Source organism: Microbacterium sp. MYb45 (genome assembly GCF_002979655.1).
GTDB lineage: Bacteria > Actinomycetota > Actinomycetes > Actinomycetales > Microbacteriaceae > Microbacterium.
Genome location: NZ_PCPG01000001.1, coordinates 498,900 through 516,368, shown reverse-complemented (window position 1 = coordinate 516,368; position 17,469 = coordinate 498,900). Strand labels below are relative to the sequence as shown.

15 protein-coding genes, 1 tRNA gene, 1 other RNA gene and 1 pseudogene are annotated in these 17,469 nt (G+C 66.8%); 5 read left to right on the top strand and 13 right to left on the bottom strand.

What is annotated here, in order from left to right; translation table 11 throughout:
* Nucleotides 1-59 precede the first annotated feature (59 nt).
* Complete coding sequence (locus CQ034_RS02420; RefSeq protein WP_105709809.1) at nt 60-1,613, bottom strand: Ig-like domain-containing protein; 1,554 nt, start codon at nt 1,611-1,613, stop codon at nt 60-62.
* Between the two features lie 255 nt (nt 1,614-1,868).
* A tRNA-Lys gene (locus CQ034_RS02415) sits at nt 1,869-1,941 on the bottom strand.
* 154 nt (nt 1,942-2,095) lie between these two features.
* Between CQ034_RS02415 and CQ034_RS02410 the strand changes: the two genes are divergently transcribed.
* Nucleotides 2,096-2,893 (top strand): inositol monophosphatase family protein, encoded by a 798-nt coding sequence (locus tag CQ034_RS02410; protein WP_258133983.1) that lies wholly within the window; start codon nt 2,096-2,098, stop codon nt 2,891-2,893.
* 20 nt (nt 2,894-2,913) lie between these two features.
* Nucleotides 2,914-3,480: a hypothetical protein gene (locus CQ034_RS02405; protein WP_105709807.1), complete on the top strand. Its 567-nt coding sequence runs from the start codon at nt 2,914-2,916 to the stop codon at nt 3,478-3,480.
* Nucleotides 3,481-3,504: 24 nt separating this feature from the next.
* Here CQ034_RS02405 and CQ034_RS02400 read toward each other — a convergent pair whose 3' ends face one another.
* Nucleotides 3,505-6,366: an HAD-IC family P-type ATPase gene (locus tag CQ034_RS02400; RefSeq protein ID WP_258133982.1), complete on the bottom strand. Its 2,862-nt coding sequence runs from the start codon at nt 6,364-6,366 to the stop codon at nt 3,505-3,507.
* Between the two features lie 136 nt (nt 6,367-6,502).
* On the opposite strand from CQ034_RS02400, the gene CQ034_RS02395 reads away from it, so the two are divergent.
* On the top strand, nt 6,503-7,102 hold the full coding sequence (locus CQ034_RS02395; protein WP_146114787.1) for a hypothetical protein: 600 nt from the start codon (nt 6,503-6,505) through the stop codon (nt 7,100-7,102).
* A gap of 76 nt (nt 7,103-7,178) precedes the next feature.
* On the opposite strand, the gene ssrA is transcribed toward CQ034_RS02395, so the two are convergent.
* Nucleotides 7,179-7,548: a transfer-messenger RNA gene (ssrA, locus tag CQ034_RS02390) on the bottom strand.
* 141 nt (nt 7,549-7,689) lie between these two features.
* On the opposite strand from ssrA, the gene CQ034_RS02385 reads away from it, so the two are divergent.
* Nucleotides 7,690-8,355 carry an SIMPL domain-containing protein gene (locus tag CQ034_RS02385; RefSeq protein ID WP_105709805.1) on the top strand — a complete coding sequence of 222 codons (666 nt, stop codon included), beginning with the start codon at nt 7,690-7,692 and terminating at the stop codon, nt 8,353-8,355.
* A gap of 6 nt (nt 8,356-8,361) precedes the next feature.
* On the opposite strand, the pseudogene hflX reads toward CQ034_RS02385, so the two are convergent.
* Nucleotides 8,362-9,648, bottom strand: a pseudogene (hflX, locus tag CQ034_RS02380) (GTPase HflX); the annotation flags it as partial.
* A gap of 295 nt (nt 9,649-9,943) precedes the next feature.
* Between hflX and CQ034_RS02375 the strand changes: the two are divergent.
* Nucleotides 9,944-10,591, top strand: coding sequence for a class I SAM-dependent methyltransferase (locus tag CQ034_RS02375; protein WP_029263599.1), 648 nt, complete (start codon nt 9,944-9,946; stop codon nt 10,589-10,591).
* Between the two features lie 54 nt (nt 10,592-10,645).
* Here the strand turns inward: CQ034_RS02375 and dapF are convergent, their stop codons facing one another.
* The 8 genes from dapF to CQ034_RS02335 form a co-directional block, all read right to left on the bottom strand.
* Nucleotides 10,646-11,518, bottom strand: a complete 873-nt coding sequence (dapF, locus tag CQ034_RS02370; RefSeq protein ID WP_105709803.1) for a diaminopimelate epimerase — start codon at nt 11,516-11,518, stop codon at nt 10,646-10,648.
* Between the two features lie 72 nt (nt 11,519-11,590).
* Nucleotides 11,591-12,130, bottom strand: coding sequence for a dihydrofolate reductase family protein (locus CQ034_RS02365; RefSeq protein ID WP_105709802.1), 540 nt, complete (start codon nt 12,128-12,130; stop codon nt 11,591-11,593).
* Nucleotides 12,131-12,186: 56 nt separating this feature from the next.
* Nucleotides 12,187-13,098 (bottom strand): tRNA (adenosine(37)-N6)-dimethylallyltransferase MiaA, encoded by a 912-nt coding sequence (gene miaA / locus CQ034_RS02360; protein ID WP_105709801.1) that lies wholly within the window; start codon nt 13,096-13,098, stop codon nt 12,187-12,189.
* Nucleotides 13,095-14,642, bottom strand: coding sequence for a tRNA (N6-isopentenyl adenosine(37)-C2)-methylthiotransferase MiaB (gene miaB, locus CQ034_RS02355; protein ID WP_105709800.1), 1,548 nt, complete (start codon nt 14,640-14,642; stop codon nt 13,095-13,097). Before miaB ends, miaA begins: the two co-directional genes overlap by 4 nt.
* Before the next feature lie 49 nt (nt 14,643-14,691).
* A complete protein-coding gene (locus tag CQ034_RS02350; protein ID WP_258133979.1) occupies nt 14,692-15,483 on the bottom strand; it encodes a regulatory protein RecX in 792 nt (263 codons plus the stop codon).
* Between the two features lie 65 nt (nt 15,484-15,548).
* The gene (gene recA, locus CQ034_RS02345) at nt 15,549-16,598 is read right to left on the bottom strand and encodes a recombinase RecA (RefSeq protein ID WP_029263605.1); all 1,050 of its coding nucleotides are present in this window, start codon (nt 16,596-16,598) and stop codon (nt 15,549-15,551) included.
* Nucleotides 16,599-16,865: 267 nt separating this feature from the next.
* On the bottom strand, nt 16,866-17,090 hold the full coding sequence (locus tag CQ034_RS02340) for a DUF3046 domain-containing protein (protein ID WP_081859941.1): 225 nt from the start codon (nt 17,088-17,090) through the stop codon (nt 16,866-16,868).
* A 20-nt stretch (nt 17,091-17,110) separates the two neighbouring features.
* Nucleotides 17,111-17,419: a helix-turn-helix domain-containing protein gene (locus tag CQ034_RS02335; protein ID WP_026049981.1), complete on the bottom strand. Its 309-nt coding sequence runs from the start codon at nt 17,417-17,419 to the stop codon at nt 17,111-17,113.
* Nucleotides 17,420-17,469: the final 50 nt, after the last annotated feature.

Genomic DNA, 17,469 nt, shown 5'->3' with positions numbered 1-17,469 from the left:
CGCGGCGGGGTCGAGACCGCGAAGCAGGTGCTCCGACGACCTCGACCCCGATGCAAGGATCAGCCCTGGGGCTCGCGCCGTCGAGCGCGCACGGCAGCCAGAGTGGTCAGCGCGATGCCGAGCAGAAGCGCGGCGCCGGCACCCCAGAGCATGACCGCCGGCACATCGCCACCGGTCGTGGCGAGGGAATCGCCGGTCAACGGCAGCTCCATCGGAGGCGTCACATCGGTCGGCGGCGTCACGGGCGTCTCCGGCGTGGGAGGCGTGGTCGGCGGGACCACCGGCGGCTTCTCCGTCGCGGTGTTGGTGAGCGTGATCGCGAGCGTCGAACCCCCGTAGACGGTGATCTGTGCCCCGCCGTCCGCGGTCGCGCGCACTCCGGTGCCCGAGAACACCGGCGTGCCCCATTCGATGCCGTCGACGGCGGGCGGCGTCAGCTCCTCGAGCGTGACGACGGTGCCGGCGGGGAGGCGAACGGGTGCGGTCGCCGCTCCCGCGGTCACCACGACGGTCTTCTCCACCACCGGGTCGCCGTAGCTGTAGCGGACCGTGTACTCGGCGTTGGCCGGCACATCCGTCACTCCGGAGCCGCCCACAGCCTTGGTCAGGGTGAACGCACCGGTGGCGGTTCCGTCTCCGGTGCCGCCACCCGTGACCTGCCAGACCTCGCGGTCCTGCAGCACCACTCCGTTGACATTGGCGACATTGCTGAATGAGGTCCCGTCCGCCTGAGTGCTCGGTACCGTGAGGTACTTGACGAAGTACGTCCGTGCGGGATCGATCGCACCCGGGATCTCGAGGTGGAACGCCGTGCCGCCCTCGTTCCAGGCACCGGTCCAGTTCGTGATCGTCCGGTAGTCCTGCTGGTCTGCGTCGGTGCTCCAGACCGCGAGCTGGCCGTCTCGGTTGTGATGCTCTGCGACTTCACCGTTCGGCGCGGTCAGCACATCGTCGACGACGATCGACTCGACGCCGGGAAAGCTCGCGCCCGGAAGCTCGAGCTGCCACGCGATGCTGCCGTCGTCCGTCTGCCATGACACCTTCTGAGGCTCCGTGGGCAGAGGCGGAAGAGGCGTGATCCCACCGCCCGGGATGTCGACGCGCGTGGTCTTGCCGTCGACGACGAACTCCACGGTCGTCTCTGAGGTCTGCTCGTCGGCGCTGGCCAGGAACCACAGCGAACCGTTGACGCCCGTGCGTCCGTTCACGTAGTCGGTGAGGGTGCAGGTCACCACCGGTGCCGCGTCGCTGCTGACGGCGCATTCGGCCACGATCTCCGTCGGGTCCTCGGTCGAGGGGACCGAGAATGTCAGGCCGGTTCGGGCGAACTCACGCGGAAGCGTGAACCCGAACGTCTCGCCGCCGAGAGCGCCATCCGGCACCGACCAGTCCGCGTCCACGCGCACCTGATCGAACTGCGCCAGAGTCTCATCGCCGTCCACGGTGGTCACCGTGATCGACGCAGGATCGATGGCCGCAGGATGGTCGTACTCGGCAGCGATGGCTGCGCCGGCCCCCACGCCCGTGACCACAGCGGTGAGTGCCGCCGCAGCGGCGGCGACGAACGTGATGGATGCGCGGCGCGATCGCGCGCGCCGATTACTTCTGTACACGGTGTTCCCCAGTTTCTTGTCGAAGCCTCACCGCCTCGGCCGTGCTGCTGCGCAGCGACGCATCCGATGGCAGTGACGCGGTTGTCCCCGTGTGAGAGACGGCCTCGACGAGAGCCCATTACGCGGTACACCGGCATTCTCTGCAAGCCCTCAGAAACCCGGACTTCGCGGGCCTGTCCGGATCGATAAGCGGACCGCGTGCACAAGAAAGCAGAAAAGCCCCAGAAACTGGCGAGAGTTTCTGAGGCTGTTCCGTGCACCCCCTCGGACTTGAACCGAGAACCCACTGATTAAGAGTCAGTTGCTCTGCCGATTGAGCTAGAGGTGCGTGGCCCGGGATAACCCCGACCGAGGAATTACATTACCAGCCGACCGCCCCCATGCGAAATCGAGGTGGGCCCGGGCGTGCCGGTGCCCGTCGCACTCGGAAACATGGCCGTTCGGCCCTCAGCGCCCGTTGTTCCGCCGACTATCCTGGGAGCGTGACCGCCTCCCCTCACGCCGATGACCTGCGCAGCGATCTCCTCCTCGCGCTCCGCCTCGCCGACGCCGCCGACGCCCAGTCGCTCCCGCGGTTCGATGCGGCCGACCTGGAGATCTCCACCAAGGCCGACAAGTCGCACGTGACCGACGCCGACCTCGCGACGGAGCGTGCGATCCGCACCATCCTCGAGACCGAGCGACCCGACGACGGGATCTTCGGCGAGGAGTTCGGCGCGCAGGGCGGGACGCATCGCCAGTGGATCATCGACCCCATCGACGGCACGGCGAACTTCCTCCGCGGCGTTCCCTTGTGGGGCACGATGATCGCTCTCGCGATCGATGGCGTCCCCCAGGTCGGTGTCGTCAGCATGCCCGCACTGGGTAGGCGCTGGTGGGGAGCCGCCAGCGAAGGCTCCTGGACCGCGACCGACGGCGAGCCCCGCCGACTCCAGGTCTCCACCGTGTCATCGCTCGACGATGCCAGTGTGAGCTTCCAGAGCATCGCGCAGTGGTCCGACGCGGGACGGCTCGACTCCCTCCTCCGAGTCGCGGCACGCGTCTGGCGCGATCGCGCCTACGGCGACGTGTACTCCTACATGCTTCTCGCCGAAGGGCGAATCGACATGGTCGCCGAATTCGATGTCAAGGAATACGACATCGCCGCGGCCGTGCCGATCATCCGGGAGGCCGGCGGGCGGATGACCGCCGCCGACGGCGCCGAGACGATATCGGCGCGCTCGACACTCGCCACCAACGGCACGCTCCACGATGAGTTCCTGAAGCTCATGCACGACTGATCCGAACCACGAGGCACAGGATGACCCTCCGCATCATCTCCGCCGCCGCAGGCGCCCTGGTGCTTCTTGTCGCCCTGACGGCGTGCGGAGCACCTGCGGGGCCGCAGGCCTCACCCACATCGGATGCGGTCCGCCCGAGCCCGGCTCCGAGCCCCGAGCCGGTGAGCTCCAGCGTCCCGGAGGCTCCCGGCGAGCTCACGTGTGAATCCATGATCTCGGCGGGAACGGTTTCCGTGTTCACGGATATGGGATGGACCGCGCAGTCGAAGGAGTTCGTCGTCGGCGGGGTCGCGCTGACCGACGGGCTGCTGTGCTTCTGGGCCGACTACAGCGTCGCGTCCGACCACGGTCAGCTCTATGGCTGGGCATCTCTGAGTTCGGAGGACGCCGCGCAGGCCCAGTCCGGCCTGCTCTCCGAGGGGTGGAAGCGCGAGGACGGCCCGGACGGGGTGTACTTCACGGAGGATCCGCGATACGCGATGGGACTCGATGAAGACGGGTACGGGATGACGTATCTGTTCGGCGACGGATGGGTGCGCTTCGCGGACACACGTCAGGGGCTGATCCTCATCGAGTGGACCGGCTGAGCGCCGCTCGAGCTCGCGACATCGCTACGGCGCCGTACTCCCCATCGAACTCTCCAGGACGGGCCGGAAACCCCGGGCGACCGGTGGTGTCCAGAGCAGGACGACGATGAGGGCGGCGACCACGGCAGTGACGGCTGCTCCCCAGTCCCACCGGTCGCCGAAGACGAGCACGATTGCACTGAGCGCGAGCACGACCCCGAGGAAGAGCGTGAGCAACAGCCGCGAGAGCCCGCTCCCCCGGCGGATACCGGCGGCGACCGCGAACACCAGGAGACCGAACAGCGCGATGGCCGCGCCCGCGAGCGAGAACGCGGAGGCGCTCACGTCCGGGTCGTAGCGCCCGAGGAAGACCAGGATGCCGAAGCCCGTGGCGAGGATTCCGAACACGTACGAGAGCACGGCGACCGTCGTCGTGATGACGGCCGCCAGCCCACGCTCGGTACCGCTGCCCTGCTCGGGCGCCTGTGGACGCCCCGTCGTGGGCTCCTCCCTCAGGACGAGCCGACGATGCACGATGCGCACCAGTTCGATCGCCGCGATCATCACGACCGTGATCCCGGTGAGCGCGATCGCGAGGTCTTCCCCCGGATCGACGAGGACGAAGAACTGTCGCGCGAGGGGAAGCGAGAACACGGCGATGAGCAGGATGAACATCGCACCCACGACCAGCACCTTGAAGCGGTTGAGGGGGCGGGCGAGCACGGCCAGCACCCAGATGCCGACGACGGCGAGGATGACGGTCGCTCCGGTGCGCAGCTGCTCCTCGTGCGCCTCGAGACCGCGCGCGACGAAGGTGAACCACGTGAGGCCGAGCGCGACGATGATCCCCGAGGGAATGGCGAAGCTCAACGATCGCCGGAGGAATCCCGGCACATAACGCGCCGCGTTGGGCATCAGCGCGAGGAAGAACGCCGGGATGCCGATGGTGAGACCGTCGGTGATGGAGAGCTGGCGCGGGAGGAACGGGAACTCCAGCACGAACACCCCGAAGATGATCGCGAGAAGTGTGGCGTACACGGTCTTGTTCAGGAAGAGCATCGATACCCGTTCGATGTTCGCGATGACCTGACGCCCCTCCGCGACGACATCGGGCAGGTGCGAGAACTGCCCGTCGAGCAGCACCAATCGCGCCACCGCCTTCGTGGCGGGCGATCCCGTGTTCATGGCGATACCGATGTCGGCGGCCTTGATCGCGAGGGCGTCGTTGACCCCGTCACCGGTCATCGCCACGGTGTGCCCGCGACTCTGCAGGGCCGCGACCATGCGCTTCTTCTGCTCGGGTGAGACGCGTCCGAACACCAAGTTGGTTTCGAGCACGTCTGCGAGTTCGGCGTCATCATCGGGAAGGCGACGTGCGTCGAAGCCCTCCGCGACGTCCACTCCCACCTCTCGCGCGATCGCCGCGACCGTGCGCGGGTTGTCGCCCGAGATGATCCGTATGCCCACATCCTGCCGCGCGAAGTACTCGAGCGTCTGGGCGGCGTCGGGGCGCACCTGCTCCCGGAAGGTGAGGACGATGGCCGCGACCACACCATCCGGAAGCCGCTCGGAATCGACATCCGCCTCGGACAACGCCGATTCCGCGTAGCCGAGGACCAACGTGCGTCGGCCGGTCTCTGCGAGCGCGGTGACCGTGCGCCCGAGTTCGGTCTCGTCGGATGTCGCGGCATCGCCGAACACCATCTCCGGCGCACCCATCACCCAGGTCCCGGCGACCTGTTCGAAGGAGACTGCGCTCCACTTGCGTGCGGAGGAGAAGGGGATGTATTCCGCGACCGCGAGCGGGGACCCGGCCGGATACACCGCTCGCATCGATCGCGCCGTGGCATTCGCATCCGGAGAGGCGGCATACCAGCCCAGCGCCGCCGCTGCCGCCTCCGCACGCTCCGACGTGAGCCCGGAGAGTCCGTGCGCTTCGTCGAACCCTATCTCCCCCACGGTGAGGGTGCCGGTCTTGTCGAGACATACGACGTCGACCCGGGCGAGCCCCTCGACCGCGGGCAGCTCATTCACCAGAACCTGCCTGCGTGCCAGTTTCGACGCACCGACGGCGAAGGCGATGCTCGTCATGAGCACCAGCCCGAGCGGGATCATCGCCGTCAGCGCGGCGATCGTGTTCACGACGGCCTGCACCCAGGCGCCGCTGGAGAACACGGTGGCGTACCCGCCCGTGACGATGATCTGCGCGTTCAGGACGAGCAGCCCCACCGGTCCGATCACCCAGCTCACCCACTTCAGGACCCGGTTGACCGACGAGCGGAGCTCGCTGGAGACGAGCGAGAAACGCTTCGCTTCGCCCGCGAAGTGGTTGGCGTACGAGTCGGCGCCCACACGGGTCGCTTGCGCGGTTCCCTCCCCGGCGACGACCACCGCGCCCGAAAGCGCCTCGTCGCCCGGTTGCTTCTCCACCGGGTCGGACTCGCCCGTGAGCATCGACTCATCGATCTGCAGCCCGCGCGCCGTGAGTACTCTGGCGTCGGCCGGCACCTGCTCGCCGGCGCGCAGGACCAGCACGTCGTCGAGGACGACATCGGTGGGGGCGATCTCCGCCTCCGCAGCTTCCCTGAGCACCAGAGCGCGCGGTGCGTTCATCAGTGCCAGGCGGTCGAGAGCCGACTTCGCTCGGAACTCCTGAACACAGCCGATGATGGCGTTCGCGAAGGCGGCGAGCCCGAAGAGCGCATCCTGCCACCGCCCGACCAGGAAGAGGATGAAGAAACACGCGAAGACGATGCCGTTGAACAGCGTGAAGACGTTCGCCCGCACGATGCTCCACGCGCTGCGGCTCGTGTCCGCCACGAAGGCGTTCGTCTTCCCGGCCGCGACGCGTTCGGCCACCTCCGCTCGGGTGAGACCGGTCGCGACAGTTTCGGGGGTCGATTCCACAGACCTCAATATAGGTCCCCGTCGGAACCAGCGGGTGCCGTTCGCGCCTCCCCGGCCGCTTGCCTCTGCTACTCTCTTGCTCGCTCCGAGGCCCTTCTGCTGTCGGACCGCTTCACCTCTCCCCGAAGGATGCTCCGTGCCCGACGAACGCCCTCTCCCTGCGCGTCCCACGATCTCTCGCCGCACCGTCATCGGCGCGGCGGCGTGGTCGGTCCCCGTGATCGCCCTCACGGCAGCCACACCGGCCCAAGCGGCGAGCGGAGGCGCGATCGACGCAACCGGCGTGGTCCTCGCCTTCACGGGCCCGCAGTGGAGTTCCGAGTTCACCCTGAGCGGTCAGCTCGCCCTTTCGCCGGCGCCCGCCGCTCCTACACAGGTCACAGCGACCATCTCCTGGCAGGGCACCGGTGCCAACTCCGACGCACAGGGGCTCTACCTCTACGACGGAGGGTCTCCCTCCCAAGATGGAGGCATCAGCGGGTGGACACTCCTGCAGGGCGCTGCAGACGACCAGCTGTACAGCGTGTTCGTCTTCAGCACCGTCATCGCGGCAGGCACTCTGACGGTGCCGACCGTTTCGACCTATCTCGCCGACCCTGAGGCGGCATTCATGTTCGGCGCGGAGACACCGAACGGAGGGACCTCCTTCTGGGACGGCATCATCACGATCCGGTTCTCGGCAGCGGGATATGCGGATGCTGTGCTGGCGGTGCCCTATACGCAGACGGCGGAGTGACACGCCGTTCCCGCACACGAAGAAGCCCCGTGACCTCCTGGAAGGAGAGCACGGGGCTTCTTCTGTGACAACGGCTTGGTGGAGCTGGGGGGAATCGAACCCCCGTCCAACGCTGAGACTCCACGCCTTCTCCGGGCGCAGTCTGTGAAGACGTTCTACTCGGCTCCGACCTTTGTCACAGACACCTAAGTCGACGAGCCCAGCCTGGGAAGAGTCCCACGTGACGTCCAGACGCCATCACGCAGCAAGATTCCTAAATGACGCCAGGATCCGTATCGGAATCACATACGGCCTGACGGACTATCGGGCTCGCTTATGCAGCGAGGGCGAAGTCGTTGCGCTTGGTTTCGGCAACTATTTTTTTGCAGAGAGCGTTAACGAGATAACTCTGCATCCTCGGCCCGCTTCTCGTGGATTCACAGGCGCTGTCGAAACCGATCAGCCCCGTGGTCCTTCTCTCGAAGGAGCCGCTGTCACACTATGGAATTACCATCCCGGGCGACGAACACCCGAGCATCACAGACTACAACGTTCACGGGCCATTCGCCATTCCGCAGGCGCCCGGAGCGCTGGCGTAGAGTCAGCGCATGAGCGAAGTCACCGTCACAGTCCGCGGCGAACACGAGGCGCGTGTCGCGCCGGAGCGCGCCACCATCCGGGTCAGCGTGCGGGCGGAGGGTTCCGAGCGCACGACCGTCGTCGAGCACGTGATGCGTTTGGCCGAGCCCGTACGCGGCAGCATCACGGAGCGGGCAGAGGAGGGCAGCGTCGTCGACTGGACCAGCAAACGACTCTCCGTGCGAGCCGAGCGACCCTGGAACAACGACGGCAAGCGCCTCGCACCCGTCTTCTACGCGAGCATCGACTTCACTGCGACATTCGCAGAGGCATCGGAACTCTCGATATGGGTCTCGGACATCTCGCCCTGGGACGGCGTCGAGGTGGGCTGGGTCGATTGGCACCTCACCCGCGTGACACGAACGCAGATCGAGCGGGAGGTGGCCGCCGAGGCCGTCAGCGTCGCCGTCACCCGCGCCAAGGCATATGCGGGGGCTCTCGGTCTCGACGAGGTCACGCCGCTCGAGATCGCCGATGTCGGTCTCATCTCGAGCGGGCAGCCGATGCCGGGTGCGCCCATGATGAAGGCTCGCGGAGGCGTGGCATTCGCCGCAGATGCAGCCCCGGCCATGGAATACGAGCCGGAGGAGATCGTCATCTCCGCGACGGTCGAGGCGCGCTTCCTCGCCCGGTGAGCCGGGTCAGTTGACGACGGTGAAGGGAGCGAGTTCTGCCGCGAGGCGCTCGGACACCCTCGCGTGCACGGCGGTGCCGGCCTCTCGATGCTCCACTTCGAGGAGCATCCCCGTCTCATGGATGGCCGCCACGAGGTCGCCGCGGTCATACGGGATCACCGCGTGAACCTCGATCGCCGGCTTCGGGAGTGCTTCCTCGATGACGGCACGGAGTTCGGCGATTCCCTCACCGGAGCGTGACGACACGAAGTGCGCGTGCGGCTGGAGACCGCGGAGCACCAGGCGTTCGTCGTCGTCGATCAGATCTGCCTTGTTGAAGACGACGATCTCGGGCAGGTCACGCACTCCGACATCGCCGAGGACATCGCGTACCGTCTGCAGCTGACCGGCCGGGTCGGGGTGCGACGCATCGACGACGTGGAGCACCACGTCAGCCTCTCCGACCTCTTCCAGGGTCGAACGGAAAGCCTCGACGAGCTGATGCGGGAGATTGCGGACAAAGCCGACGGTGTCGGTCAGCGTGTAGACACGGCCGTCTTCGGTCTCAGATCGGCGCACGGTCGCGTCCAGCGTCGCGAAGAGGGCGTTCTCGACCAGGACGCCGGCACTGGTGAGCGCATTGAGCAGACTCGACTTGCCCGCGTTGGTGTAGCCGGCGATCGCCACCGAGGGGATGGTGTTGCGTTTGCGCTCCGCACGCTTCGCTTCACGAGCCGGTCCGAAGTCACGGATCTGCCGACGCAGGAGCGCCATCTTGGTGCGGATCCGCCGCCGATCGAGCTCGATCTTGGTCTCACCGGGACCACGGGACCCCATGCCCGCACCACCGGCGCCGACCTGGCCACCGGCTTGTCGGCTCATGGAGTCGCCCCACCCGCGAAGACGAGGGAGCAGATACTCGAGCTGAGCGAGCTCGACCTGCGCCTTGCCCTCCCTGCTCTTCGCGTGCTGGCTGAATATGTCGAGGATCACGGTGGTGCGGTCGATGACCTTCACCTTGACGACGTCCTCGAGCGCGCGTCGCTGGCTCGGCGCGAGTTCGGTGTCGGCGATGACCGTGTCGGCCCCGACCGCGGCGACGATGTCCTTGAGCTCCTGCGCCTTGCCGCGCCCGAGATACGTGGCAGCATCCGGGTGCGGGCGACGCTGCAGAACGCCATCGAGCACGACGGCACCCGCGGTCTCGGCCAGTGCGGCGAGCTCACGCAGCGAGTTCTCGGCATCCTCCTGCGCACCCTGCGGGTAGACACCGACGAGGACGACGTTCTCCAGGCGAAGCTGGCGGTACTCGACCTCGGTGACGTCCTCGAGCTCGGTCGAGAGTCCACCGACGCGGCGAAGAGCGTGACGGTCTTCGAGATCCCATTGCGCCCCGTCCGTGCTGGCGTGCGCGGCGGTCGACTCGTCTTGCAGCGCCTGCGCTGCCCCGAACACGTGGACGTCGGAGCGCTTCTCTGCGTTCGCGAGCACGCGATCGACCGTGTCGTCGCCGTTGGAGGGTGTCCTGGTATCCGTCATCCGTTCCTTGTCTCTGGGGGTTTTGTAGCGAGCCTTAACCTTAGCCCGCGCTGTCCGGTACGCTCACCGTATGGGGTCAGACCACTACTTCACTGCGGCCCCGGCAAGCCCCGAGAATCTGCGCAGGATCCGTGTATCACTCGCAGGCCGAGAGCTGGAAGTCACCACCGCCGGTGGCGTCTTCAGCCCGGATCGGTTGGATGCCGGCACTGCAGTGCTCCTCGCCAACATGCCCCCGGTTCCCCCGGGAGGCAATCTTCTCGACCTCGGCAGCGGCTGGGGCCCCGTCAGCATCTCGATGGCCCTCGCCGCTCCGCATGCCACGGTCTGGGCCGTCGATGTGAATGAGCGTGCCCTCGATCTCGTGCGCCGCAACGCCGCGTCCCTCGGGCTCACCAATATCAACGCATCGCTGCCCGACGATGTTCCCGAGCACGTCTCGTTCCGCACCATCCGCTCGAATCCGCCGATCCGCGTGGGCAAGAACGAACTGCACGGACTGTTGGAGAGGTGGATACCGCGGCTCGACGAACGCAGCGACGCCTGGCTCGTCGTGCAGCGCAATCTCGGAGCCGACTCGCTGCAGCGCTGGATCGGCTCGACGTTCCAGCCGGGATACAGCGTCTTCCGCACCGCGACCGGCAAGGGCTATCGCATCCTCAAGGTACGCAAGCACGGGACGCCGCCGACCGAGCCGATCGCGCTGTCCGGACTCTGACCGCGTCGATGCAGAGCGACCACGCCGACCGACGACGGCGTCGTACGGCTTCGGTCAGAGCAGCTCGATCTCTCCGCTGAAGACGAGTTGAGCGGGACCGGACAGGGCGACGTGCTCGCCGTCTTCTGCCGGGAACATCCGCACTCCGAGTGTTCCTCCCGGCACCTCGACCTGCCAATTGTTCGGGGCATTCTCCCCCGCCCAGTACCGCACGGCGAGTGCGGTGGCAGCCACACCGGTACCGCAGCTGAGGGTCTCACCGACGCCGCGCTCGAACACACGCATGCGGACGTGCCCGACTCCGTCGCGCACCAACGGCTCACCCGGAACGACGAACTCGACGTTCGCGCCGGCCGGCAGAACGGGATCGAGTTCCGGCGCACGGTGCAGCTCGAGCAAGGCGAGCTCATGTTCGGAGGCGATCGCCACGATCACGTGAGGGTTGCCGACGTCGATTCCGAGACCGGGACGCGTGACCGGGAGGCCGTCGACGCGCACCAGCGGGTCGTCGCCGGACAGCTTCCACCGGCCGAGGTCGACCTGGTATCCCGTCGCGCTGCGCGTCACGTCGCGCACACCGGCACGGGTACCGATCGGCAGTGTCGCTCCCGGTTCAATGGTCGCAAGCCCCGCGCGCACGAGATAGTGAGCGAAGACCCGGATGCCGTTGCCGCACATCTCGGCGATCGATCCGTCGGCGTTGCGATAGTCCATGAACCACTCGGCCGCCGGCTCCTCGGCCAGAGCCGCTGCTCCCTCAGCGATCGCCGACGAGCGCACGACGCGGAGGATGCCGTCGGCACCGATTCCGAAGTGGCGGTCGCACAGCACGGCGACCTGCTCGACCGTCAGATCGAGCGCCCCGTCGGGGTCGGCGATGATGATGAAGTCGTTGCCCGTGCCGTGACCCTTGGTGAATGCGACCATGCTCCCCAGTCTAGAGAGCGCAGCCATACGGCGAAGACGCCGCGCACCTCCTCCGCAGAACGTTCTACGAAGTCACTTCGCGGCTCCGGCCGAGACGACCGAGTATCGACCGCAGAGGAAGTTGCGGTTTCGCGCGACCTCGAGAAGCTCCAGGTCGAGCCGCCGCGGAAGGAGTGGGGCGCCGGAGCCCAGCGTCACCGGCGCGTACTGGACCCACACCTCATCCAGAAGCCCTGCGTCCGCGAACTGACCCGCGAGATCTCCCCCACCGACGATCCAGATGTCCTGACCCGCGACGGCAGCGAGCATCTCGGCGTGCACGCTGCGCACGTCGTCATGCGTCAGCCGCACATCGGCACCCTCCGGGAGCGAGATCTCGCGGTGCGTGAACACCCAGGTGGGCTGACTGTAGCCCCATCGTCCTTCTTCGTGTCGCATCACCCACTCGTACGTCGACGAACCCATCGCCAGCGCGCCGATGTTCTTCTCGAAGGCGTTGTAGCCCATCGGCCCGTCGGGGTCGACGTCTTGGGTCAGCAGCCAGTCGAGCGAATGCTCGTCTGTCGCGATGAATCCGTCGAGGCTGGATGCGGTGAAGAAGTGGGTGGCCATGCACCGAGCCTCGCACCTGCCTCCGACATCGCGACGGTCGATCGCGGCGCGCTGGCTCACTCAGCCAGGAGTGCCCCCACGTCCGCCGGAGCATCCCACCACTCCAGGTCGGGATACCGCTTGAACCACGACACCTGTCGACGGGCGTAGCGGCGTGTGAGCGCCTGCGTCTCGGCGATGGCTTCCGCCGCAGTGAGGGTGCCATCGAGCTGGCCCAGCGCCTGCGCGTACCCGATCGCTCTGGAGGCAGTGGCACCCCGCTCGAGGCCCATCTGCCTCAGTGCAGCGACTTCGGTCAGTATCCCGGCCTCCCACATCCGCTCGACGCGATCATCCAGGCGGGAGACCAGCTGGGAGCGTTCGACGTGCAGGCCGATCAGCCTCGTGCGCTGCTGCCACAGCACGGGCTTCTCCGGCAGTGACGCGCCGTGGGTACTGCTCCCCTGCGCGAGCACCTCGAGGGCGCGGATGACCCGTCGGCTGTTGCGCGGGTCGACCTTCGCCGCTGCTGCCGGGTCCGCCGACCGGAGCCGATCGAGGAGAACGTCCAGCCCGTGCGACTCCAGCTCTGCTTCCAGCCCTGCACGGATCTCGGGGTCTCTCGGTGGAAAGTGGAACTCGTAAACGACGCTCGAGACATAGAGGCCCGAACCGCCGACCAGGATCGCATCGCCTCCGCGTCGGTGGATCGCGCCGACCGCCTCTCGCGCTACGGGCTGGTACCAGGCGACGGCCGCGTCCTGATCCACTTCACGAACGTCGAAGAGGTGATGCGGGATTCCGCGTCGGTCGGCGACAGGGAGCTTCGCCGTGCCGATGTCCATCCCACGATAGAGCTGCATGGCGTCGGCGTTCACGATCTCGGCCGGGTTGCCGCGGCCACGGAGAGCCTCCGCCAGATCGAGCGCGAGGTCACTCTTCCCGGTTCCTGTGGCTCCGACTATCGCCCAGAGGCGCGGTTCGCTCACACTCCGACGCGAAGGGTGGGCAGACCGAGGGATACGGCGCGCGGGCCGCCGTCGGACGCCGGAGTCGGGACCGCGCACGATTCCGCCTGCGAGCGATCCCAGGCGTCACCCCCGCGCGTTCTACGGATGCGCAGCGGCGCTCCGGTCGGATCGTCGGCAAGCAGGTGGAAGGGGGCCGCATGGGTGACGCTGACCGTGACGATGTCGCCGGGCCGCGGGAGGTCCGAGCCGGCGGTGACCTCGAAGTGCACCAGACGGTTGTCTTCGGCACGGCCGGTCAGCCGGTGCGTCTCGGCGTCTTTCTTGCCTTCGCCCGTCGAGACGAGAACCTCGACCTGGCGTCCGACCTGCTTCTGGTTCTCCTCCAGCGAGATTCGCTCCTGGAGTGCGATCAGGCGGTTGTACCGTTCCTGGACGATCTCCTTCGGAACCTGATCCTCCATCGTCGCGGCGGGCGTGCCCTCGCGGATCGAGTACTGGAAGGTGAAGGCTCCGGAGAAGCGGGATTGCTCGACGACGCGCATCGTGTCTTCGAAGTCTTCGTCGGTCTCCCCCGGGAAACCGACGATGATGTCGGTCGTGATCGAGGCATTCGGGATGCGCGCGCGGACACGATCGAGGATCCCGAGGAAACGCTCACTCCGGTACGACCGCCGCATCGCTTTGAGGATGCGATCGCTGCCGGACTGCAGCGGCATGTGCAACTGCGGCATCACGCTCGGGGTCTCGGCCATGGCGTCGATCACGTCGTCGGTGAACGCCGCAGGGTGCGGACTCGTGAAACGGATGCGCTCCAGTCCCTCGATTTCGCCGGCCGCGCGCAGCAGCTTTCCGAACGCCTGTCGGTCGCCGAACTCGACGCCGTACGAATTCACGTTCTGGCCGAGGAGAGTGACCTCGATGGCACCGTCTTCGACGAGGAGGCGGATCTCGTTGAGGATGTCGCCGGGACGCCGGTCCTTCTCCTTGCCACGCAGACTCGGGACGATGCAGAACGTGCACGTGTTGTTGCAGCCGACCGAGATCGACACCCATCCGCTGTGCGCCGAGTCGCGCTTCGTCGGAAGCGTCGACGGGAACACCTCGAGCGACTCGAGGATCTCCAGCTCCGCATCGCCGTTGTGACGTGCACGCTCCAGCAGCCCGGGCAGCGACCCCATGTTGTGCGTGCCGAACACGACGTCCACCCAGGGCGCCTTGTCGAGAACTGCCTGCTTGTCCATCTGGGCCAGGCAGCCGCCGACCGCGATCTGCATACCTTCTTTACGACGCTTGACGGAGGCGAGATGTCCGAGGGTGCCGTAGAGCTTTCCGGCGGCGTTGTCGCGCACCGCGCAGGTGTTGATGATCACCACGTCAGCCTCGGCGCCGTCGAGTGCACGGACGTAGCCGGCGCTTTCCAGCGATCCGGAGAGCCGTTCGGAGTCGTGCACGTTCATCTGGCACCCGAAAGTACGAACCTCGTACGATCGCTGGCGTCCGTCTTCGTCGACGGCTGCGGACGAGGCGCTGATGATCGTCGGTTCGCTGCGCGGAATAGTCATGATCAAACCATTCTACGAGCCGTGCGGATGCGGTTGCTGCGTCGCTTGCTCAGTCCGAATCGACGAATCGGACGCCCGAGCTCGACGCACTCGGGCCAGTCTCCCGCAGTGCCTGCTTGGCCGCCTTCATCGCGACGGACCCGTTGTAGCCGCGTCGCGAAAGCTGTCCCACCAGACGCCGAAGGGCGGTGTCGTTGTCGAGTCGGCCCAACGAACGTGCCTTGGTGCGGGCGAATTCGAGGGCCCGCTCATCGTCATCATCCGGCAGTTCGTCGAGTGCAGCGTCGATCACGTCGCGAGGAATACCCCGTTGAGCGAGTGCGCGCGACAGAGCGACCCTCCCCTGTCCCTTCCGCTCGACCCCCGATGTCACCAGAACACCGGCAAGAGCGGCATCGTCGAGGTAGCCACGACGGCAGAAGTCGTCGATCACGTCGTCGATCACAGCGTTATCGAGCCCGTGCCCCCTCAGCGCCTGACGCGCTTCGGAGACCGAGAGAGATCGAGTCCGCAGCTTTCTCACGAGGGACTCCTCGGCCGCCGTGCGGATATCGTTGAGCTCTCCCGGCTCCTCAGCAATTCCCTGCGCGACGGGTGGGATCCCGAGCGCGTGAAGTCTCGGCGCGGTCTTCGATGCTTCCGACCCAGCTCGGGCTGATGCCCCACGCGCGGGATGACGGTCGCTGGGGCTGCCGGACTGGGGCCGACTTTCGGCGCGAGAGGTGCGCTCTCGCGCATCCCATGTGGACCGCCACTGGCCTGCGTCACCGGGGCCCACGGAAGCGCCGTCTGAGAGGTCATCGCCGCCAGGAGCGATAGCAAGCGGATCGGCCTTCTTCACGGCGCGTCCGAAGAGCGGAATGATGGGGGCGATCCGGTCGGGATCGCCCCCACGAGTGTCACTCATCAGGCCGGACGACGCTCAGCGAGCTCGTCTGCTGCAGCAGGCACGGCGGCTGGCCCGCCGATGCCGAGCTTCTGCTTGATCTGCGTCTCGATCGCCAGCGCGATGTCGGGGTTGTTGAGCAGGAAAGTCCGTGCGTTCTCCTTGCCCTGCCCCAGCTGGTCGCCATCGTAGGTGTACCACGAGCCCGACTTCTTCACGATGGCGTGTTCGACGCCGAAGTCGATCAGGCTGCCCTCGCGAGAGATACCGACACCGTAGAGGATGTCGAACTCCGCCTGCTTGAAGGGCGGGGCCATCTTGTTCTTCACGACCTTGACCCTGGTGCGGTTTCCTACCGCGTCGGTGCCGTCCTTCAGCGTCTCGATACGACGGATGTCCATGCGGACAGAGGCGTAGAACTTCAGCGCCTTACCACCGGCGGTCGTCTCGGGTGATCCGAAGAAGACACCGATCTTCTCGCGGAGCTGGTTGATGAAGATCATGGTCGTGTTCGTCTGGCTCAGACCACCGGTGAGCTTGCGCAGCGCCTGCGACATGAGACGTGCCTGCAGGCCCACGTGCGAGTCACCCATCTCGCCCTCGATCTCCGCACGAGGCACGAGCGCAGCGACGGAGTCGATGACGATGAGGTCGATGGCACCGGAACGCACGAGCATGTCGGCGATCTCGAGCGCCTGCTCGCCGGTGTCGGGCTGAGAGACGAGAAGCGCGTCGATATCGACGCCGAGCTTCGCCGCGTAGTCGGGGTCGAGCGCGTGCTCGGCATCGATGAAGGCTGCGATGCCACCGCCACGCTGCGCGTTCGCGATCGCGTGCAGCGTCAGCGTCGTCTTACCCGAGGACTCAGGTCCGTAGATCTCGACGATGCGGCCACGCGGGAGACCTCCGACGCCGAGGGCGACGTCGAGGGCGATGGAGCCGGTGGGGATGACGGCCACGGGGGCGCGCTCATCACTGCCCAGCCGCATGACCGAGCCCTTTCCGAACTGACGATCGATCTGGGCGAGTGCGGTCTCGAGGGACTTCTCGCGGTCGGCGGGTGATGGCATGGTCTGCTCCTTCTGCGCGCGTGGTGCCGCCTGTAGGCTGTCGCGGCTCTCCCGGTTGGGAGGAACTCTCCGACAAGGCGTAATGGCTCTTCGGCTTGTTTCCACCGTAGGAGAGGCCACCGACATCAACGCCGAGAGCTCGCATACCGTGGAGAACAGATTCCCTGAACCACTTGTGCAGAAGACTACGCCCGCTTCGAACAGATCTTCGACGACACGCCGATCATCGCAGGCCGTGTCCCGTAAACTGCGGACACCCTCCAGGGTTCAACGCCCTCGCGGCTCCTGCCGTCCGACGCCGTGCCGACGGTTCTCCGGAACATCCATCTCTGCGCAGAGCGCCAACCAGATCTCCCGCGGCGGCGTGCCGTCTTCCAGAGCTTCGAGCGCCGTACGGCCACGCAAGGCTGAAAGCCCGAGGTCGTTCACCAATGACGAGGCTCGCGCCTGGAACTCGGTGTCGACGGCGCGAAGGAACTCGCTACGACGCATCGCTCACCCGCATGCGAAGCTCAGTGCAGCGAGAGCTGAGGTTCGACCGACGCGACGAGGTCGTCCGGAACGACATCCGGGAAGACCTGAATGCCCTCGAGTACAGAGATACGGTCCCCGACCTCACGCATGATCGTCGAGATGGGCACGTCGAGAGCATCGGCGACGGATGCGAGGATCTCGCTCGACGCCTCCTTCTGGCCCCGCTCGACCTCACTGAGGTAGCCGAGCGCCACCGACGCTTTGCTCGCGACCTGCCGGAGCGTGCGCCCCTTCTGCAGGCGGAAGTCCCTCAGCACATCGCCGATTTCCTGTCGTACAAGAATCATCGGAACCTCCTCCCCGTGTGATCGTTCGAGGTCTCCCCCGATGAGACAGC